Source organism: Eubacterium barkeri (assembly GCF_900107125.1).
Lineage (GTDB): Bacteria > Bacillota > Clostridia > Eubacteriales > Eubacteriaceae > Eubacterium_O > Eubacterium_O barkeri.
The window spans coordinates 114,779-137,584 of record NZ_FNOU01000001.1; the positions used below are offsets into that span (position 1 = coordinate 114,779).

Consider the following 22,806-nt stretch of genomic DNA (forward strand, 5'->3'; position numbering starts at 1 on the left):
TGATGACAGAACAGTGGAATGATACCATTACGGATTTGCGCCAGGATGCAGAAAAAAGCACGCACCTGCTTCAGACAATTGTTGATAATATTCCCGGCGGTGTTGTAAAATTGAAGCTTTGTGATGATAAGATTATCCCCGTCTATATGAGTGACGGCTGGAGCCAAATGATGGGAGACACAAAAGAAAATCTCATGGCATTATATTCAGCAGATGCGATGGCGGGTTTACACCCTGATGATTTTGATCGGGTTATTTTAGAAGTAGCGGCTGCAATGGAAAGCAGGAAACCGGTCAACAGTACATATCGTATTAAAAATTCAAAGAATGAATATCGTTGGGTAAATAATAGGAGTAGTGTTGTTCCGGAAGAAGACGGAACCATCTATTATTATGCCGTATATACAGACGTAACCGATGAAATTACAACTCAACAGGAGTATGAAAAAGCCACCAAAGAAATGGAGCTGATTTACAACGGAATACCCGGTGCTGTATTTAAGTGTCGTTTTGACGCCGACTGGACGGTTATCTTTGCCAATGATGGACTGTTCCGTTTTTTGGGCTACACAAGGCAAGAGTTCAAAGAACTTTTTGACAACAAGATGTCAGGTGTCATTTATCCCGAAGACGGCGCTGTTATGGTGGAGAAAATTACAAAACAGCTCAAGTATACGACAAGTGTGGTGAATGAAAATCGCCTGATCTGCAAAGATGGCAGCATAAAATGGATTTCAATTCATGCCGAACTGATGGAGGATGAGAATAAAGAGCAGTATTTTTATTGTACCTTTGTTGATGTCACAGAGCAAAAAAAAGCAGAGGAAGAACTAAGCAACACACAGAAAAAACTCTCCGCTGCTATTGATCATGCAGGTGTTGCCTATTGGGAGTATGACATTCGAAACAATAGGGCTTATTTGAATTCTGTATCTACCTCTGAATATAAGCTGGAGGAGATTCTTGAGAATTACCCCCAAAGTGTGTATGACTCCGGCACAATTCATCCGGACAGCGTTGCTGACTATCAAAGGCTGATCGACGCAGTTAATGCCGGCGAGGAAGATGCTACAGCAGATATTAAAACCATTGATGTCAATGATGAACTTGTGTGGAAGCGCGTTCGATTTACGACTCTTTTTGACGAGAATAAAAAGCCATTCTGGGCGGTTGCCACCGCTGAGAGCATCGATGAGTATAAACGGCTGGAGCAGCAGTTTTCCTTGGCGGCAGCACAGACTGGTATGGAGGTTTGGGTTTACGATTTTGCAAACAGAACCATTACACGAACAGCCACAACGGGCGTCGATTACGGTGTTGCGAATGTCATAGAAAATGCCCCTGAATGCCTGGTGGAACTGGGGGCCGTACACCCCGATGATACCGAATTGCTTTTTGATATGTATAAAAAATTGCAAGCCGGCGAGCGGGAAGTGTCCTGTGAGCTGCGTATGTTCCGCGCTGATCTGAACGCCTATTCGTATCACAAAATCAATTATTCTGTTATATTTGATAAAAACGGAAAGGCCGAGAGAGCCATTGGAACAGCTTTTGATATTTCGGACTATATTCTGCTAAAGAAAAAATACAAGGATTCGGTGGAGTATTACCATAACGGCATTGATGAAAGGCTCCTCATTACCGGGCATTGCAATATTACCCAGAATTTCATTATGGAGATTGTCAGTTCAAGCGGCAAGGATTATGTGGCAGAAATGGGCGATGATAGAGAGGCGTTTTTTACCCAGTTTTCAGCTTTGGTCGTTGGGGAGGAAAAACAGCGTGAATTCCTCAGCAAATTTCTGAACGCACCACTGATGGAGGCCCATAAAAACGGTGCAGCCGGGCAAAAGATGGAATGCCTGATATCAATGGAGAACGGCAATCACCGGTACGCCTCCATTACAATTGACGTAATGAAAGAGCCGAATACTGGTGAATTGACCGGATTTTTTGCAGTGGCTGATATTACTGCCGAAACCATTTATAAAAAAGCAATCAACAGCATTGTCGATAATTATTATGAGTTTATTGTAGATGTGGATGTGAAAGCGGATACCTACACCATGCTCAGCAAAAGAAAAGGCCTGACTAATATTCCGCCCAGTAAAGGTGTTTTCAGTAAAGCAAATAGAGAAAATGCAAGTCGGTTTGCCGATGCAGAATCTACCAGCATGTGTTTGAAAAAGCTTTCCATTCCCTATATGTTAGAGCGTCTGAAAGAAGAAAATACATATAGCTTTAACTTTAGAATGAGAGAAAATGATGTCATACGCACAAAGAAAATCCAGGTATTTCCCATTGACCTGAAAATACATCATATTGGTTTTACCCAAGTTGACATCACGGAGTTATTAGATATAGAGCAGCAAAAAAATGAGGCACTTACCCATGCACTTGTCTCTGCCGAACGTGCCAACAAAGCGAAATCGGATTTTTTGTCCAGAATGAGCCATGATATCCGCACGCCGATGAATGCTATCCTTGGCACAACCGAGCTTGCAATGCAGGAGTTAGATGACAAGGCAAAAGTCTTGGAGAGTCTTTCGGTGATTAATTCTTCTGGCAAGTTGCTTTTAAGTATGATCAATGATTTACTCGATATGTCCAGAATTGAAAGTGGAAGTCTAACCTTGGTGCGAGAGACTTTTGACGGTAACCTGGAATATCAAAATATGATTGAAATGTCAAAGGTGATGTTTGAACAAAAGCGGCAGTGTTTTTCGTCATCAAAGAAATTTTCTCATCAATATTTTATGGGAGATATTATCCGCCTGAAACGTGTGGTTTTTAATCTGCTCAATAACGCCTCCAAGTTTACACCAAACGGTGGAAGTGTAAAACTGTGTGCAGAGGAACAGAAAACCGCCAATCCAAAAATCGCGATGCTTATTTTTGAAATTTCCGATAGCGGAATCGGCATTCCCCAGGACAAGCTTGATGCCATTTTCGAGCCCTTTACACAGCTGGATACTGAAGCAAAGTATCAGGGAACCGGCCTTGGGCTCTCCATTGTTAAAAGTATTGTAGAGACAAAGGGTGGAACCATTACGGTAAAGAGCGAGGTGGGGAAGGGCACGGTATTTACCGTCGCCTTCCCAATGGAGATCGCCCAAAAGGAAGCGAAAGCCAGTTGTTCAAATCAGGTTGCCACCGACTTTGTGTCAGAAAGCGCTGATTTCAGCCAATTAAACATTCTGCTTGTGGAGGATCATCCAGTGAACACCATGGTTGCTAAACGGATGCTCGAAAAGCACGGTGCGATGGTAGATACCGCAGAAAACGGGGAAATAGCATACGAAAAGTTTACAAAAAGCAAAATAAATCAGTATAACCTTATCTTTATGGATATTCAAATGCCCGTAATGAACGGCTATGAATCGGCTAAGGCTATTCGTAGCAGCGCGCATCCCCAGGCAAAAACCATCCCAATTATCGCTATGACCGCCAATGCCTATGCAGAGGATATTAAAAATGCCACAGACAGCGGAATGAATGGGCATATTGCCAAACCCATCAGTATGGAACTGATTGTGCAGGCAATTCACTCTGTCTCAGAAGATTTTTCAGATACAAAGGAGAACCGATATGACAACCAATAACCATACAAATTGTGAAAGCACTGCGAACAATCAAGCACTGCTTTATGAATTGGAGCTTTACCGCGCGTCGAAGCTGGGGGGTGTATTTACGGTTGTGGTTGATGAGTATTTTACTTTACTTTACGGAAATGAAAACTACTACAAAATTCATGAATACACCAAAGAAAGTATGCGGGAGCGCATCCACAATCACTGTTGTGAATATGTACATCCCGATGATTTATCGATGGTGAAGGCAACTGTCGGTAAAACACTTTCGACTGGCAAGAAATATGCTGAATGGGTCATGCGGGTAATTACCGGCAACGGAAATATCCGTTACATCCTGTGCAGCGGTATCTTTAAGATAGACAATGGGCAAACGTTGATGAATGGCGTAGTCATGGATATCACGAAACAAAAGGAACTGGAAGAGGCTTTGCGCCTGAGTGAGGAAAAATTCAGAATTGCAACACAGAATTCTGACATTGTCTTTTGGACCTATGACTTTAATCGAAAAGCGATTATTCAGACGAACAGTTCCCAAACCGTACATGGGTATAAAAGCATTGTAGAGAACGTGCCCGAGTCTCTGATTGCCGACCATCATATTCGTGAAGATTCCACAGAAGCATTTTTAGAAATGTATCAGAAGCTGGAAAGTGGTGCTAAAATGGCATCTGGAGATTTTTGGACACATCGTGAGAACGAGGATAACTGGTGGTGTGAACATATTGATTACACCACGGTGTTTGATATACACGGAAAGCCAATCTATGCCCATGCTGTTGGTAGAGATGTGACCGCCGAAAAGATGGCGGAGAAAAGATACAATGAAGAAATGGCATACGCCCAGGCCACACAAAGTAAAAAACTACTGGCTAAGGTACGGATTAATGTCACGCGAAATCTTGTAGAGTCCTATATTGCAAAGGCTCACGTGGGAATTTCAAAGGATAATACTTCCTATGAAGCAACAGCCGAAGAACTGGCAGCAACCGGTTTTACACAAGAGCAGCAGGATCACCTTCGCTCGATGCTCAGCCGTGAACGCCTTATAAATGCTTTTTCACATGGTGAGACAACAGTGAGCTTTGACTATCAGCGCAAAGTGCAAGATGGCTCGGTGATTTGGGTAAATACCACAGTGAAAACCTTTCAAAACCCAGAAACAAAAGATATTATGTCCTTCATGTACACCTATGATATTGATGACGAAAAAATCAAGGAAGGGATCATCCAAGCTGTTTCTGAAATTGAGTATGATTATATTGCCTATGTGGATTTAAAGAATAATTGCTATAAGATGTACTTTGGAAGTGTCGATAGCGGACTGGTGCCGGCACAATCCAGTGATGATTATGTCAACACAGTGAAACAAACGAATCAGGAAATTGTAGTACCAGAGGATGCTGATCGCATTATCCAGGATATGATGCCCGAGACAATTGAAAGAAATCTTGAAAAGAAGAGCGTTTTTTCCACCGTTTGTGGGGTTTATCATTCAGATCGAAGTGTTCGTCAAAAAAGAATACAATATGCCTATTTGGACCGGGACAGTAAAAAAGTCGTCATTACTCGCAGCGACGTAACGGATTTATTCAATCAGCAAAAGCAGCAGCAGGATATGATGCAGGCAGCACTTCTTGCTGCGCAGCAGGCCAGCAGTGCCAAAACGGATTTTCTCTCACGCATGAGCCATGAGATCCGCACCCCTATGAATGCAATCATCGGCATGTCGACGATTGCGGCGCAATCCATTGGTGACGATAGGCAAGTCGCTGATTGCATCAGCAAAATCGGTATTTCCTCCCGCTTCTTGCTTTCTCTAATCAACGATATTTTGGATATGAGCCGGATTGAAAGCGGGAAGGTATTGCTTAAAAATGATAAAATCCCCTTTGAGGAATTTATGGGTGGGATCAACTCAATCTGCTATTCTCAAGCCGGGGCAAAGGGGATCGACTATGAAAATATTGTGGACTCCAATGTGGAAGATTATTATGTCGGCGACGCCATGAAGCTCCAGCAGGTTATCATTAACATACTTTCCAATGCCATTAAATTTACTCCTGAACAAGGAAAGGTGTCGATTAGTGTACGGCAAATGAAAAAAGGAAAAAATGATGCGGTTCTTCGTTTCGTGATCAATGATACCGGCTGCGGTATTTCAGAAGGGTTTATCCCCCAGCTGTTTGACCCCTTTTCCCAGGAAAACTCGGGAACGACCACGATGTATGGTGGCACGGGTCTTGGCCTTGCCATTTGTAAAAATCTGGTGTCCATGATGGACGGCAGCATCAATGTACGCAGTATTGTGGGTGTTGGTTCAGAGTTTACCGTGGATGTGAAGCTTGGCATTACCGAGGAATCCAGAACCAGGTATCTGAAAAAGCCCCGTTATAATTTTGCTGAACTGAAAGCCCTTGTGGTCGATGATGACGTGATCGTTTGCGAACAGGCGGTGATTACCTTAAAAGAAATCGGAGTGAAATCTGAATGGGTGGACAGTGGTAAAAAGGCCGTAGATCGTGTAGAGGCGAAGTGGGACAAGAAGGAGTATTTTGACCTTGTGCTCATTGATTGGAAAATGCCTGAAATGGACGGGATTGAAACGGCAAGAAGAATTCGGAAAATCGTGGGTCCCGATGTGACTATTATCATTATGACGGCCTATGACTGGGCTTCCATTGAACACGAGGCAAAGCTGGCGGGTGTTAATCTCCTGATGAACAAACCCATGTTTAAGTCTACTTTGATTTCTGCGTTTGAAAAAGCATTTTGCGGAAGGCAGGAAGAAAAGGAAACGGAAATTAAGGATAATTTCCGTTTTGACGGCAGGCGGGTACTGTTGGCGGAGGATCACCCCCTTAATGTGGAGGTTGCCACAAGGCTGTTGGAGCGGAAAGGCTTTATCGTGGAAAATGCAGAAAACGGCCTTCGCGCAATGGAAATGTTCACGACAACGCCTGTTGGATATTATGATGCAATCTTAATGGATATCCGGATGCCGGAGATGGACGGATTGCAGGCGACCTACAACATCCGCCGCTGGCGGAAGGATGACAGCAAAACGATTCCCATTATTGCGATGACGGCCAATGCCTTTGACGATGATATCCAAAAATCCAAGGCGGCAGGCATGAACGCACACCTTGCAAAACCAATTGAGCCTAAACAGCTCCTTCAGACTTTGTTTGATTTTATTTATGGAAGGTCGGAAAAAATCGGTGAATAAAATGAAGAGAACTATTTCCGCCATTTTAACGATTGTGTTATTGATAGGCTTCTTTTCTTCTGCTGCGTTTGCGACTGAGGGTCAGCCGCAAACGCAGCAGCGCGTGGTAAAAGTCGCCTATCCAAAACAACAGCATCTGACCGAAATCGATGAAAGTGGCAACTACTCCGGGTATTCCTATGAGTATCTGAAAAAAATTGCAGAATTTGCCAACTGGAAGTTGGAATATGTGACTTATCCCGATATGAGTTTGGATGAGCAAATTATGACCAGCTTGTCTGATGTTGAAAAAGGCAAGGCTGATTTGATCGGTGCCATGCTGCGCGATCCTGCATTGGAAGAAAAATATCTGTACCCGGATAATAACTACGGCATGGTCTTTACGACTCTGGACGTGCTGGATAGCAACTTTGATGTGACTGAAACAAATTATATGCAGAAAAAACCGCTGCGGGTTGCGGTTCTAAAACAAGCCAAAAACCGCAATGCAGAGCTTGAGTCCTTCATACAGGTAACGCAGATTGAATGTGAATATATCTACTGTGAATCGGTCTCTGAGCAATTGGATGCGCTCCAAAAAGGCACAGCCGATGCGATGCTCAAGGTTTCCCTCACTTTCTTGCCGGGACTCAAGCAAATTGCTGAATTTGCACCGCGCCCCTTCTACTTTGTCACGACAAAGGGCAATAAGGAACTGATGCAGGAACTGGATCTGGCAATTAATAGAATTCATATGACCGATCCGTATTTTGAAAGCAGATTACGCACAAAATACTTTATCAATACCATGGCAGATTTTTCGCTTTCTGAGAAAGAAGCTGCTTATGTGGAGGAACACCCGGAACAGGAGGTCCTATTGATTCCGGGATATGCACCCTTTGCTTTTGTAAACAAGGCGGGGCAGTTGTGCGGAATGTCTGTCACCATTTTAAATGATATTGGGGAAAAATCGGGGATCCATTTTAATTATCACGTTTTGGATAAAACAGAGGACTCGACGAAGGAAATCGCTTCAGGAAAATACGATATGGTTATTGGTCCGCCCCATAGCGATCAATTCTCAGAAAACAACCCCTTGGTTTCCTCCCAACCATATCTGGAAACGACGCTGACCATGTTCACCAATAAAAATGCTGAGGATAAGCCCAAATCAGAATGTGTTTTGGCGCTGCTCAAAGATGTACCGCAGACATTTGGCTATGAATACAAGGAAATCAAGTATTACGACAGCATCGAGCAAAGTCTTGAGGCAGTGAATAAAGGTGAGGCAGATTATGGCTATGGTAATATGTATATTGTTGATTTTTACACGTCCCAAAACAGTCATAAAAATCTCCAGTTTCTTAATTTGTCGGGCTATAATCGTAAAATTGGCTTTTATATTCTAAATACATCAAACTGTGCGCTGATATCTATGGTGAATAAATACATACAAGCCATGCCGGAAAAAGATATTCACAGTCATTTGTCTCTGGCACTTTCCCAAAAGGATTACGGTGGGTTAAGTCAGTTTATTAATGATAACCCCATAGTGGCCATTGGGTTTACAGTGGTTTTTTTATTTCTGCTTATGCTCATTGGAATGCTTGCAGTTTACGGACAGGCGAACAAAAAGAAAAATATAAAGATTCAGCAGGCATATACCGCAAAAAGCGATTTTCTATCCCGGATGAGTCATGATATGCGAACGCCGATGAACGGAATCATTGGCCTGACCGGGCTAACCCTTGAACTTGATAACCTACCTGTGGAGGTTGCGGACAATTTGACCAAAATTGATGAATCGGCCCAATATTTACTCAGCCTCATCAACGATACCCTGGATATGAATAAAATTGAAAGCAATAGGATTATCCTGAACCCCGAACCAACGGATTTACACGTATTTTTTGAGCAGATGGCCAGTGTTGTGAAAATTAGTGCGGATCAAAAGAATGTAAAATTGATGGTTTCCCCAAGTCCCAAATCATTCCCCATGGTGAGCCTTGATAAGGTACGCGTACAGCAAATTTTCTTCAATTTGGTTTCAAATGCCATCAAATTTACACCGCCCAATGGAACCGTAACGGTTCAGGGCGTGTGTACCGCACTCGGCAGCACCCAGATTCAAACGACACTTCGGATCAAGGATACGGGTATTGGAATCAGCGATGAATTCTTGCCCAGAATTTTTGAACCTTTTGAACAGGAAAATAATGCGGTAACGACCAATTATGTAGGAAGTGGACTGGGGCTTGCCATTGTGAAAAAACTGGTGGACATGATGGGGGGGAACATTACCGTTCAGAGTAAAAAGGATGTTGGCAGTGAATTTACGGTAGAGCTTACCTTTGATATTGCCCAGGAACAGGAAGTCACCGAGATAAAATCATCGGCTTGCGTGGCGGACTTAGCCGGAAAACGGATTCTTCTATGTGAGGATCATCCGCTCAACGCTCAGATTGCTACCAAACTGTTGGAAAAGAAAGGCATGATTGTGGAGCGTGCGGAAAATGGACAGGCTGCCATAGAACTTTTTGCCAAATCGGAGAGTGGATATTACGACGCCATTTTAATGGATATTCGTATGCCAGTAATGGATGGTATTTCGGCAACAAAAGCGATTCGAGAGCTTGAGCGATCGGATGCGAAAAGAATTCCCATTATTGCAATGACCGCAAATGCCTTTGACGAGGATGTTAAAAAGAGTCTGGATGCTGGCATGAATGCTCATCTTGGAAAGCCCATTGATCCAAAGCGGATGTATCAGACCTTGGCGGATCAAATCAGTTGCCAGGAGGTGTAAGGATGGGAAACACCCTGTCTCTATTTAAAAAATTTTGCAGCTTGGACTTTGTAGAAAGAAACTGTCAACAGGCGCTTTTACTTTTAACGCCGGACATTCAGTGGTTTGGCACTTCTGATTATGATGACGTGCATTCAATTGAGGAAGCAAAATGCTATCTACTCAGTGAAATTAAAGCACTGCCCACGCCCTACAAAATGTCAATTGTGCAGGAGAACTATACGCCGACATCAGAATCTACCGGTGTGGCCTTTCTACGGATGGTACTGGAAAATGAAGGTGTTCAGCTTTTTGTTCGTGCCACTGCTGCATCCAGAATGGAAGATGGCCAGGAAAAGCTGTGTACCATCCATTTTTCAGTAGCTGATTCTATGCAGCAAGAGGATGAGTACTACCCGATTGCAAAACATAATGAGGCCATTGCACAAACAAAACGTGAGCTTGTGATGTCAACCATGCCGGGCGGATTGATGGGCGTATATCTGAAAAAGGACTTTCCCTTTTATTTTATCAATCAACGAATGCTGGACTATCTGGACTATGCTGATGAAAGTGAGTTTGTTACAGCGATAAATGGCATGATCATTAACGCGATTCATCCTGATGAGCGTGCTGCAGTCAGCAAGTCCGCGAAAAAACAGCTGTCACAAGGCGATCGTTATACGGTAGACTATCGCATGAAAAAGAAAGACGGAAGTTATATCTGGGTACATGACGTGGGACAGAAAACCGTCGATGAAGGCGGTCAGGATGTTATTGTTTCGGCATGCTATGATATTACACCGGAGCATGAAAAACAGGCTCAGCTGGATAATTTAATGAATGCTATGCCCGGCGGTGTGGCACTTTATCAAATGGTAGGTGAAGACTTGCGCGTGCTGTACCATTCTAAGGGTGTAGGTGCGCTTTCGGGGCGTACACCCACAGAATATGAGGCTCTGGTACAGGATAATGTCAAAAATTCTATTTGCCCGGAGGATGTAGAAAGCGTGTTTGCTGCGCTTCATAAAGCAGCGAACACAGACGAGGTTATTTCTCTTGATTATCGTATTCCGCATATGGAGGGAGAGTATATCTGGATTACCGGCAGCTTTCGCCGAACCGGCACGGAAAATGGCCACCCCATTATTCATGCCGTGTTTACGGAAATGCCCCAGCAAAGAGAGCTGATCAACAGCCTGACGGAAAACTCGAGTACCGGTATTATAGTTAGTGACAACACGACGCATGAACTGCTGTATATCAATCCGGCGGTTTGCAAGATGCTGGAGATCAAAGACACCGGATACACAGGGAAATTGTGTTATGAGCATCTGCTGGGTTATGGGGAACCCTGTTCTTTCTGCAAACGCTCCGAGCTTGCAAAAGGTGTCGACAAGAAAAACGTATCTTATCTTCCTCATATCGATAAATATTTGATGGCTCGAGGAAAGTTGATCCAGTGGGCAGGAAGAGAAGCCCGCGTAGAGTATCTTACGGATATTACGACCGAAAAGAAAGTACAGGAGCAACTAAACGATCTGGTGCAAAATATATTCTGCGGCGTGATTGTTTCAAAGGCAAGTGTTGACGACGGAACTTATGAAATACAGTATATGAACGAAGGATTTTGCAGACTTTTCGAGGATACCGAGGAAAATCTGAGATTACGTTACAAGTCGGATTTAACAGTAGGCGTTCATCCGGATGACTTAGAAACGATCTGTCGGATGACCCAGGAGCTTTTGGACGGAAAAAACCATACCGCTGGGACCCTTCGCTTCATCCTCTCAAATGGCAAAGCAAAGTGGGTGCAGTTGGATATCAATGCGGTGCGTCTTACGGATGGGACGGCAACAACATACGCCACTTACAGCGATGTTACAATGCAAATGCAGCAAGAGCAGCAACTGCGGGATATGATTCATAATGTGCCTGGTGGAATCTGCTTATACCGTTGGAATGGGGTAAAGTTGATTCCCGTTGTGGTAAGCGAACAGTTTTCCGAAATGCTTGGCATTGATGTAAAGTCACACTTGGATAGTATTGATGGCATGAATTTTGAAATGGTGCATCCGGAGGATATCACCAGGGCACGGCAAATTGTCGAAGAAGCTGTTAAAAAGGTCGGTAAAACCGAGTACACTTGCCGTTTGTTCAATGCCAAGACAAAGGTGTATCAATGGATCTATATTCAAGGGAATACGATTTGTCAGCCGGATGGATCAAGCTTTATATATGTCCACTATACAGATATTACACAGGAGCGATTGACCGCCCAAAAACTCCGTGCCAGTGAACGTGCATTGGATGCTGCAACAGAGCATGCAGACCTGTGGTATTGGTCCTATGATCCGTCCAGTAGTCAAGCCTATTTCAACCCCAAATGTACAAGAGATTTCGATTTGCCAGTCCTTCTTGAAAACTATCCTCAATCCTGGATTGATATGGGATTTATTTTGCCTGATTATGAAACGGCTTATTGTGATGCAGTCACCCAGGCACAAGAAAGACATGCACATGTTGTTTTTGAAGCACAGGTTTTATTTAAAGATGGCAGTATCCATTGGGCGGAGTTCCGTTTTACGAATCTACCGGATGAGGATGAAAAAAATTGTATTGTTGTTTGCACTGCCTGCGTGGTTGATGAGCAAAAAGCGTTGCAGGCAAAATATGAAATTGAAAAACAGAAAGCGTCACTTGGCGAAAAAGACCTTCTGATTCATGCAGCATTTAATTTAAATACCGGTGAAACATTAGAGTATGAATACTCCGAGGTACTTAAAGGAACAGTATCGAAATATTCAACAATGTCAGAATCTATCGCGGTGGTTGCGCAGTCGATTGTCAATCAAGCAGACCGAGAGCAATTTATACAGCTAAACGAGGTGGATTATTTAAACGCGCAGTTGCAGCAAGGGAATATTGATTTTGCAATAGAATATCGCAGAAAAATGCCTTCCGGACAAATCATATGGGTTAGGGATATTCTCCATTTGGTTCGTGAGCCAAATACTGGAAATGTTATTCTATTTGAATATTGCTATGATATTCACCAGCAAAAAATGGCCGAGGAGGTTTTGCACTCTTCTACAACCTATGATTATGAGAGCATTTCAAGTGTGAATTTTAACTGTGGTAAAATTCTGTATTTTGGTGAAGGTCGTTCGACTGACCATGAGGGTTTGCTGGATTATGAAAAAATCAGGCAGGCTTATGCGAAGGACGTGGTGATCTCTGAGGAACGAGAGACGTTTTTGCTTCATACAAACCCGCAGCGTGTCATAAGCTCTGTCGCTCAAAACGGCTCTTATGAATTTCTGACCAAAACCGTGCAAAAGGACGGTACAGTCGGTACCGTAAAAAGTCGCTTTGTGCCATATGATATGGAAAACAATATCTATATTTTGACGCGCATCAATGTGACCGCTATTCTGAAAGAGGAATCGGAGAAAAACCGAAAATTAAGAGAGGCTCTTGCAGTTGCCAAGCAGGCAAACAGTGCAAAATCTGATTTCCTTTCTGCTATGAGCCATGACATCCGTACGCCAATGAATGCAATTGTGGGAATGTGCGAGCTGGCTTTGGAGGATGAGCACGATCAAGAACAAGTGCACGAAAGTTTGGAAACCATTCAATCGTCGTCCCAACTACTTCTGTCCCTTATTAACAGTATTTTGGATATGAGTCGCATTGAAAGCGGAAAAATGGTACTTGTAAACGAGCCTTTTCTGATGACAGAGCAGATTAATGAAACTGCCGTAAGTTATAAAACGTTAACCGAACAAAGGCAGCAGAAATTTGAGCTTGACATCAATATCACCCACGACGCCTGTATGGGCGATATCGCTCGTATTCACAGCGCAATTGATAACATCCTGTCTAATGCCATTAAATACACCCCCGCTGGAGGTACCATTTCCTATTGTGTGACGGAGCATCCATCTGGAAAACCGGGAATTGGCGTTTATCGGTTTGAAATATCGGATACAGGTATCGGAATCAGTACAGAAAAACAGGCACACCTGTTTGAGCCGTTTTACCGAGGCGAAACGGATTTGACGGCCAAAATTGAAGGCACAGGGTTGGGGCTCCCCATTGCAAAAGCGATTATTGATCTCAAAGGCGGTACTATTTCAGTAAAAAGCGAAGAAGGCTTAGGCACAACTTTCATTATTGAGTTGCCCCTGCACATTGTGAGGGCACATGAGAATATCAAGGAGGTCGTGCATTCGAATAAAGGCGATGTAGGCGATTTAACAAAGAAACATATTTTACTCTGTGAAGATCATCCGGTCAATCAAAAGGTGGTGCAGAGAATTCTTGAAAAGGCCCATGCAAAGGTGACAATGGCAGATAACGGGCAGGTTGGTTATGAAGCATTTGTGAAAAGTGAGGCAGGTACCTTCGACCTGATTTTAATGGATATTCAGATGCCGCAAATGAACGGTTATGAAGCAGCCACCGCCATTCGTGGAAGTGATCATCCACAAGCTAAAACAATTCCGATTATTGCATTATCAGCAAATGCGTTTACGGAGGATGTGCAAAAAAGTCTGCACACGGGTATGAACGCCCACATTGCTAAACCGATTGAACCCAAAACACTATTCGAGATATTAAATCAATTTTTCGTAGAAACAATTGGAGAAAATGGTCGTGTGTAAAAATGAGCCCATTGGAATTTAAGTGATTGGAAAGATTAGGAGAATAAAGGAATGGATTATACTGATTTATCAAAAGAGCAACTGCTCGCACGTATTCGTGAACTTGAACTGCTGAATCAGGAGTTGCTCTCAGAAAGAGAGCAGGATACCACGCTGGAATATGCGTGGACAGGCAATCTTGGGCATTGGTACTGGAATGTGAAAATAAATTCTGTGACCTTTAATCCGCTTAAGATCACCACATTGGGCTACGACAAAAGCGAAATCCCCCCAAATGTGACTTATCAGTTTTTTACGGATAAGCTTCATCCGGAGGATTACCAACGCGTTATGGATGTGATGTACGATCATTTGTACGGGAGAGTAAATGTCTATGAGGTGGAGTACAGGATAAAGACAAAAGATGGAAAATATAAATGGTACTATGATCGGGGTAAAATTACCCAATATGATGAAGATGGCAAGCCGCTGTTTTTAGCGGGGATTGTTTTTGATATTTCTGAAAAGAAAAGAATTCAGGCAGAGCTGGAGTACAAAAATAAAATTCTTGCCGAGATGTCATCCATTGACGGACTGACGAAAATCAGCAATCACAGAACACTGATCGACTATTTGAACGCCGGGATAACCGATGTGCAGAAGACAAAGCGCCCCTTGTCCATTGCTATTTTTGATATTGATGATTTCAAACAAGTTAATGATCTGCACGGCCACGTTTATGGCGACCAGGTGCTGATAGAGATTGCGGCAATTATTAAAAAGAGTATTCGAGACAGCGATATGGCAGGGCGATATGGCGGTGAGGAGTTTATGATTGTCTTTATGAATACTGATCTTGAGAACGCGTCCCATATTGCTGAGCGAATCAGAAAAACCATTGAGAATACGCTTTTTGCAAATGGAATCAACGTAACAATCAGTTGTGGGATTAAGCAGTACATGGGAGAAAATGCGACTGATTTTATTCATGAAGCAGATAAAAACCTGTACGAAGCAAAAAATATCGGAAAAAATTTAGTGATTGCACAATAATGCAAAAAGCAGTTCCCTGATCCTTTTAGCCTCTGTACCATACAGCAGCAATTAGAAAATGAAGAACGGCTGACAGAAATAAATCTGTTGGCCGTTCTTTATTTTCCGGGTTAAAGCTCCTTCGGGAAAGCACGATGCATACCCGGAGGATTCGGGCAGTCGCAGAGGGAATCGGGACTGTGATGCCCCAGTTTTTTCACGTCCCGGGGGTAGATGCCCTTGTATTTTTTAAAGAGGGTTGTAAACCGGCTGTGGGAAGTGTACCCCACGGATCTGGCAATATCCCGAACTTCCAAATCCGTAGTAGAAAGCAGGGTTTCTGCGATATTCATTCGCCGCCGCTGGACATATTCGGTAATGCTCATCTGATATTTCTGTTTGAACACATTTTTTAATTTCGTTCCGCTCATCATGGCGATTTTTTCCAAAAGTCCCTGGGAGATTTCCAGGGCGTAATGATCATTAATATAATTAGCAACATCTGTGATGGCTTTTTCATCGGATTCGGAAATTCTTCGTTCTCCGGCTTTGTTAAAATAGGCATCCAGGGTAACGCTGAGCCATTCCTTGGCTTTGGCTTCCAAAAAAATCTCCGCAGCCGGGGAATCCATACTGCAGTTCAGAATGGCATTGGCCAGCTTTTCCATGGGGCGCGTGACCCGATCCCGGGTGTCCCAAAAAATATCGGTCACGGTAATCCGCGGCGCATCCAAATGGTCTGACAGATAGCGTTCAAGCATTTTTTCTTTAAAATTGACGCCAACGCTCAAATAGGGAAAATGACTGTGAAGCAGGAATCGGTAATCACTTTTTTCCATACTGGTAACAAACATGGTGTTGGCGGTGAGGGTTTGATAGGGATGAAAGCACTCGCCATTGGCTGATTTGATATAAGAAGAGCTAAAGGCCATAATATGGCTCAAATCCGGAAAAGAATCAGCCATCCGTTCTTTTTTTACAAAGAAATCATGGATATCGACGATGAACTGATCCGTTTCATAATACCAATAAAAACCTTCGATTTCCTCATTTTGGACACAAACCGTTTGGCCGACCGAACAATATTTATGGCAGTCCGGGCACGCTTGCCATCCCATGGATTCCAAAAGATGTTGAAATGAATGCATGTAAAACCTCCAAATATCTCGATTAGACAATAATATGATTAGACACAAATACTTTAGCCTCATTGTATCCTATTTTTGGAGATGATACAATGGGCAATGTAAATCACAATGAGAAGATACGTGTGTATTCTGTTTTCTTTTTAATAATTGTCTAAATGTGATAATTCTAAGGAGGGTATCCATGCTGAAAGTGTACAAAAAATTACTTTACTATGTGCCAAAGGAACGATGGTTGGCCTATCTGGCGATTATGTTCACCGTCATTGCGACGGTTGTAACGGTCGCAGCCTATTATTATTTATATGCCTTTTTAAAGGGACTTGTCATGAACCATGAGGCAGGAGATGCTTTTCACTATGCCGTGCTGATCGTTGGGCTGTTGGTCGCCGGGTCACTGATTTATATCATAGCGGTATTACTGACCCATGTCCTGGGCTTCCGGTTGGAAACGAATCTGAGGAAACGTGGGATCGACGGGCTGGTGGAAGCCAGCTTTAAGTTTTTTGATGTCAACGCGTCGGGGCGGGTCCGACAGCTCATTGATGATAATGCCGCCCAAACTCACAGCATTGTCGCCCACCTGATTCCGGACAATGCCGGTGCAGTGCTGACGCCGGTACTGGTCCTCATCCTAGGGTTTTTAGTGGATATTAAGGTGGGTGTGACCCTGGTCCTGCTGACAGTGATTGGGGCAGGGCAGGTGATGCTGATGTCTGGGGATAAGGGGTTTATGGCCATCTACCAGGAGGCCCTGGAAAAAATGAATAGTGAAACCGTGGAATATGTACGGGGAATGCAGGTCGTTAAAATTTTTGGTGCCAGCGTCCATTCCTTTAAAGCCCTGCACCAGGCCATTATGGATTACTCCAAATACGCTCTGGATTATTCGTTGAGCTGCCGTAAACCTTATGTGCGCTTCCAGCTTATCTTTATGGGGGCCATTGCCATCCTGACACCCTTTGTGGTTTTGCTGATGGATATGGAGGCAGACCCTAAAGCCCTGGCGGTGCAACTGATTATGATTTCTTTCTTGAGTGGCGTGCTGTTTACCGCCTTTATGAAAATCATGTACGTTTCCATGTATGCATATATGGGGACGGCCGCAGTGGAAAAACTCGAGGGAATTTTTGGGGAGATGCGGCAGGATAAATTAAAATTCGGACAGCTGGAGGACTTTGAAAATTACGATATCGAATTTGAGCATGTCTGTTTTGGTTATCAGGATGAAATGATTTTGGAGGATTTGAGCTTCAAGCTGGAATCCAATAAAACCTACGCCCTGGTCGGCGCTTCCGGAAGCGGTAAATCCACCATCGCAAAACTGATCTCAGGGTTTTACGGGGTAAATGGCGGTGAAATCAGAATTGGGGGGAAGGCGCTGACGTGTTACAGTGAAAGGGCCATTACTAAAAGTATCGCTTTCGTGTTTCAGGACAGTAAATTATTTAAGACCAGCATCATGGAAAATGTCCGCATTGCCAATCCAGGGGCGACAGACGCACAGGTAAAGGAGGCGCTTCGCCTTGCTGGCTGTGAGGCACTGGTAGAAAAATTTCCATTGAAGGAGAAAACCGAAATCGGTTCTAAGGGCGTGTTTTTATCCGGAGGAGAAAAGCAGCGGATCGCCATTGCACGGGCGATTTTGAAAGATGCACACATCATCATCATGGATGAGGCCAGCGCAGCGGTCGATCCGGAAAACGAGCATGAGCTGCAAAAAGCATTTAAAAATCTGATGAAGGGAAAAACCGTCATCATGATCGCCCATCGATTGAGCAGTATCCGGGCGGTGGATGAAATACTCGTCATGGAAAAGGGTAAAATTATCGAGCGGGGAAAGGATGCTGAATTGATGGCATCAAAGGGCAAATATAGCTATTTCCAGGAGCTCTACACAAAAGCCAATGATTGGAGGGTGCGTGATGAAGAATGTGTTTAAGCGTTATTTTGCGTTAACGGATCAAGGCGCAAGGGGCTTAGTCAAGGCGAGTCTGGCGGCTTTTGGGGTGTATGTTGTCAACATGTTGCCGGCCATCCTGCTGATGCTCTTGTTTGATGCCCTGGTTTTGGGAAATGTCAAAAGCAACCTCTTTTACATTGGGTTTTCGCTCGTCATCCTCATACTCATGTATGTCCTGCTGAGGACGGAGTACAACACTCTATACAACGCCACTTATGAAGAGAGTGCCCACCTGAGGATCGACATTGCAGAAACGCTGAGTCGGTTGCCCCTTTCCTACTTTTCCAGACATGATTTGTCCGATTTGTCCCAGACCATCATGGCGGATGTTTCGGCCATCGAACACGCCATGAGTCATGCCATGGCCAAGGCAATTGGCTTCTTCCTTTTCTTTCCCCTGGCAGCACTTTTACTGCTCAAGGGGAATATGGAACTGGGAATGGCTGTGGTACTGCCCATTGTCATGGGATTTTTACTCATCCTCTGGTCAAAAAAAATCCAATTAAAGGAAAACACCAAATACTATGCCAAGCTTCGGGATAACTCCGACAGCTTTCAGGAGGCCATCGAGCTCCAGCAGGAAATTAAGAGTTTTGGACTGGTGGAGAAAACGAAGAAAGACTTGTACAAAAAAATGGATGAGGGTGAAAAAATCCATCTCAAAACAGAGATTACTGCGGCCGCCCCCCTTCTGTTATCCGGAATGGTCGTACAAATCGCCGTTGCCATCGTCCTGCTGGTGGGGGCCGGGCTGCTGTGGAATGGCGAAATCAGCATCCTGTACCTGATTGGGTATATCCTGGTAGCCATAAAAATTAAAGAAGCCGTGGATGGGGTCACCCAAAACGTGACAGAGCTGTATTATATCGATGCCATGATCAAACGCATTAAAGAAATACGGGAGACTGAGGTTCAGAAGGGGGCTGATGCAGAAATTACGGACTGTACTATCACCCTCCAAAAGGTATCCTTCTCCTACAATGATGACACCGCGGTTTTAAAGGACATCAGCTTTACGGCGAACCAAAATGAAGTCACCGCCCTTGTGGGGATGTCCGGATGTGGAAAAACCACTATCCTGCGCCTGATTTCCAGGCTCTATGATTACGACGGTGGAAGCATTAAAATCGGAGGAGAGGCTATCAAAAGAATTTCGACCAAGGCCCTCTTTGAAAAAATATCCATCGTATTCCAGGATGTCATGCTCTTTAATACATCCATCATGGAAAACATACGCATTGGTAACCCACAAGCCACCGATGGGGAAGTTGAAAATGCGGCCCGACTGGCCAATTGTGAGTCCTTTATAAAAGCGCTGCCCAGTGGCTACCAAACGGTCATTGGAGAAAATGGTGCTGCCTTGTCCGGTGGAGAAAGGCAGCGGCTCTCCATTGCCAGAGCCTTTCTTAAAAATGCTCCGGTCATTATTTTAGATGAAATCGCCGCTTCATTGGATGTGGATAATGAAAAGAAAATCCAGGAAAGTCTCAACACTCTTATTAAGGGTAAAACCGTCATCATTATCTCCCATCGGCTAAAATCCATTGAGAATGTGGATCAGATTGTCGTTATCGATAAGGGTACCGTTGAGTCAGCCGGAGGGCATGGCCAATTGATGGAAAAATCAAAAATTTACAGGAATTTAGTGGAAAAAGCCAAGATGGCAGAAGCATTTGAGTATTAAAGGAGGTCTGGAATGCGTCAAAAGCTTAACGTAAAAGATTTAATCAATGTTGGTTTGTTTACGGTGTTAATTTTTATTTTCACATTTGTGGGTGGCATGATTGGGTTCATCCCGGTTCTGATGCCCCTCGTCCCCTTTACTTGCGGGTTGCTTTCGGGACCGGTGGACATGCTTTATGCCACAAAAATCAGAAAGCCCGGGATGCTCCTAATCGAGCAGATTATCATCGCCATTCTCTTCGTTGTTACAGGCCATGGCCCCTGGATGCTGGCCACCGCTGCGGTTGGGGGACTTATTGGGGAATGCATCTTAAAAAAAGGGCATTACAGCAGCATAAAATACGCGCGTCTGGCCTTTAGTGCCATGGCCATTTCCGGCCTGGGAAACTGGATTCCAATCTTCTTTGCGCGGGAAAAATACATCGAACAAATGCTGTTAATGGGTTATGGTCAGGAATACGCCGATAAAATGATGGGGGTATTGCCCAATTGGTCGCTGGTGCCCATTACCCTTCTGGGAATACTTGGCACCTATATTGGATGCACCATCGGCATTGCCATTCTGAAAAAGCATTTTGTCAAAGCCGGCATGATTAAAGGGGTATGACGCACGTGGGCGCAATATTCAGGCAAAAGCTGGATTTCAGGACCAAGCTCTTCATGACAATCGTCATTGCCTATACGCTGCTGCTGGGAAATTTGCAGCAGAAGTATCTGGTTGTCGCCGTGGCGGCATCGCTTTTACCTTACCTGCTGTTAATCGCCCAGGGGTATTACAAAGAAGCATTCAAGGGAGGCGCCTTTATTTTGGCAGCTGCCCTGGTACAGGAATTCTTCTTATACCATGTCACCGGGCTGTTATCATCCTTACTTCTGTTCATCACCATGTTGTTTTTACGGATGCTTCCGGGTTTGATGATGGGTAAATACACCCTGGTTTCAACCGATATGAGCGAACTGGTTTGTGCATTGAAAAAAATGAGGATGCCGGACCAGATTATCATCCCCATCACTGTCATGGCTCGGTTCTTCTATACCGTCAGAGAAGATTACGGCCAAATCAAAGAGGCCATGTACCTGCATGGCCTGACCACCAGGCGGCTGATAGGCCACCCCATGAGGCTGTTCGAGTACCGGGTCGTGCCGCTTTTAATGTGTCTGACCCGGACCGCCGACGAGGTTGCTTTGTCCGCCGTCACCCGCGGCATGGACGTGGGCAGCCCTAAAAGCAGTATTTCAGATTCAAAATTAAAAGCCATTGACGGCATATTCTTCGGGCTGATGCTGGTGCTCATTGGGTTTTATCTATGGGGGAAATATGCTTAAAATAAAAGATTTCGAAATAAAATACGACGAGACGCTTTTTAAAAAAGCGGATTTAGCAGTAAAACAAGGTGAAATCGCCGTCGTCTGCGGTGGATCCGGCAGTGGAAAAAGCAGTTTGCTCAAGGCCATCAATGGAATCATTTCCGAATCCCATGGTGTCGAACTGAAGGGTGATATTGAATTTGAGGGCCAATCCATTCTAAAAAAGAGCATCTCAGAGCGCAGCCAATTCATATCCACCGTATTTCAAAACCCCAAAACACAATTCTTCTGTATCAACACCACCGACGAATTGGCCTTTGCCCTGGAAAACAGGAATATACCAAGGGAAGAAATCTTAAAAAGGATTGGCCATTATACCCGTTTGCTGCACACCGCCCACTTACTGGATAAAAATATCTTCACCCTTTCGGGGGGAGAAAAGCAGCTGGTGGCCATAACGGCAGCCGCCTGCATGGATAATGCCATTTATCTTTTTGATGAACCCTCAGCCTCATTGGACCAGGCTTCCATCGTATTGCTGAAAAACATACTCCTTAAGCTGAAAAAAATGGGGAAAATCGTCATCGTGGCAGAGCATCGATTATACTACCTGCGGGAAATCATGGACCATCTGGTGGTCCTTCAGGATAAAAAAATGGCAGTCCTCCATACTGTTGGCACCACACCATCTCAGTGGGATAGGGTGTCAGAGCGGTACGGGCTGCGGACGTTTAAAGAAATCTCCAAAGCGGATCTGAAAAACCTCCGGTACCAGCGCATACACCTAACCCGGGGGAAAAACGATGTTAACGGGGAAGAAGCATTGGTCTGTCAACACTTCCAGGCCAAGTATGGCCGGCGGGAGGTTCTGGATCTGTGCATCACCTTTCCCGCCGGCATTAACTTTATCATTGGAGAAAATGGCGTGGGGAAAACGACCTTCATCAAGACCCTATCCAGATTAAAGAGGCGGTGTGGGAAAAGCTATTATAAAAAGAAAAGAATAAAAAAGAGCTACGCTTTTATGGGCCAGGTCATGCAGGATGTTAACTACCAAATCTTTACAGAATCGGTTTGGCAGGAGATCTCCATCGCCAGCTCTGATGACGGAGTCAAGAAAAAGGTGCTGGCAGAGCTGGATTTATACGATAAACGGGATGCCCACCCCCAGATATTATCCGGCGGAGAAAAGCAACGTCTCTTAATCGGACTGGCCAAGGTATCCGATAAGCCCGTCATCATTCTGGATGAACCCACCAGCGGCCTGTGCAAGGCAAAAATGATGCGGATCATTCAGTATCTCCACCACATGCAGGCTCAGGGAAAGGTCATCCTCGTCATTACCCACGACTACGAATTCATCCAAAAATGTGGGGGAAGGGTTTATGAATTTGTCCGGGAAGAGGCGCCTTAAGGTTACTTCTTTTCTGAAACAGGCATTTCTTG

Annotated in this window: 11 protein-coding genes; 10 read left to right on the plus strand and 1 reads right to left on the minus strand. The window is 44.3% G+C overall.

What is annotated here, in order from left to right; all coding sequences use genetic code 11:
• Nucleotides 1-2: 2 nt before the first annotated feature.
• From BLU30_RS00490 to BLU30_RS00510, 5 genes are read left to right on the plus strand one after another with little or no spacing between them, the layout of a single operon-like run.
• Nucleotides 3-3,602, plus strand: a complete 3,600-nt coding sequence (locus BLU30_RS00490; RefSeq protein WP_242873469.1) for a PAS domain-containing protein — start codon at nt 3-5, stop codon at nt 3,600-3,602.
• A complete protein-coding gene (locus BLU30_RS00495) occupies nt 3,589-6,819 on the plus strand; it encodes a PAS domain-containing hybrid sensor histidine kinase/response regulator (protein ID WP_090242330.1) in 3,231 nt (1,076 codons plus the stop codon). The genes BLU30_RS00490 and BLU30_RS00495 overlap by 14 nt, the downstream gene beginning before the upstream one ends.
• 1 nt (nt 6,820) lies before the next feature.
• Nucleotides 6,821-9,604 (plus strand): ATP-binding protein, encoded by a 2,784-nt coding sequence (locus BLU30_RS00500; protein WP_176770769.1) that lies wholly within the window; start codon nt 6,821-6,823, stop codon nt 9,602-9,604.
• Between the two features lie 2 nt (nt 9,605-9,606).
• Nucleotides 9,607-14,250 carry a PAS domain-containing protein gene (locus BLU30_RS00505; protein ID WP_090242334.1) on the plus strand — a complete coding sequence of 1,548 codons (4,644 nt, stop codon included), beginning with the start codon at nt 9,607-9,609 and terminating at the stop codon, nt 14,248-14,250.
• A gap of 51 nt (nt 14,251-14,301) precedes the next feature.
• Nucleotides 14,302-15,282 carry a sensor domain-containing diguanylate cyclase gene (locus tag BLU30_RS00510; protein WP_090242336.1) on the plus strand — a complete coding sequence of 327 codons (981 nt, stop codon included), beginning with the start codon at nt 14,302-14,304 and terminating at the stop codon, nt 15,280-15,282.
• A gap of 110 nt (nt 15,283-15,392) precedes the next feature.
• Here BLU30_RS00510 and BLU30_RS00515 read toward each other — a convergent pair whose 3' ends face one another.
• On the minus strand, nt 15,393-16,409 hold the full coding sequence (locus BLU30_RS00515; protein ID WP_090242337.1) for a helix-turn-helix transcriptional regulator: 1,017 nt from the start codon (nt 16,407-16,409) through the stop codon (nt 15,393-15,395).
• A 181-nt stretch (nt 16,410-16,590) separates the two neighbouring features.
• Between BLU30_RS00515 and BLU30_RS00520 the strand changes: the two genes are divergently transcribed.
• The 5 genes from BLU30_RS00520 to BLU30_RS00540 are packed head-to-tail and all read left to right on the plus strand — an operon-like array spanning nt 16,591 to nt 22,774.
• Complete coding sequence (locus BLU30_RS00520) at nt 16,591-18,348, plus strand: ABC transporter ATP-binding protein (protein ID WP_090242339.1); 1,758 nt, start codon at nt 16,591-16,593, stop codon at nt 18,346-18,348.
• Nucleotides 18,332-20,053, plus strand: a complete 1,722-nt coding sequence (locus tag BLU30_RS00525; RefSeq protein WP_090242340.1) for an ABC transporter ATP-binding protein — start codon at nt 18,332-18,334, stop codon at nt 20,051-20,053. The genes BLU30_RS00520 and BLU30_RS00525 overlap by 17 nt, the downstream gene beginning before the upstream one ends.
• A gap of 12 nt (nt 20,054-20,065) precedes the next feature.
• Nucleotides 20,066-20,659: an MptD family putative ECF transporter S component gene (locus tag BLU30_RS00530; protein WP_090242342.1), complete on the plus strand. Its 594-nt coding sequence runs from the start codon at nt 20,066-20,068 to the stop codon at nt 20,657-20,659.
• Between the two features lie 5 nt (nt 20,660-20,664).
• Complete coding sequence (locus BLU30_RS00535; RefSeq protein WP_242873461.1) at nt 20,665-21,378, plus strand: energy-coupling factor transporter transmembrane component T; 714 nt, start codon at nt 20,665-20,667, stop codon at nt 21,376-21,378.
• Entirely contained in the window at nt 21,371-22,774 is a 1,404-nt protein-coding gene (locus tag BLU30_RS00540) for an ATP-binding cassette domain-containing protein (protein ID WP_090242345.1), read from the plus strand. Before BLU30_RS00535 ends, BLU30_RS00540 begins: the two co-directional genes overlap by 8 nt.
• The last annotated feature ends 32 nt before the right edge of the window (nt 22,775-22,806 follow it).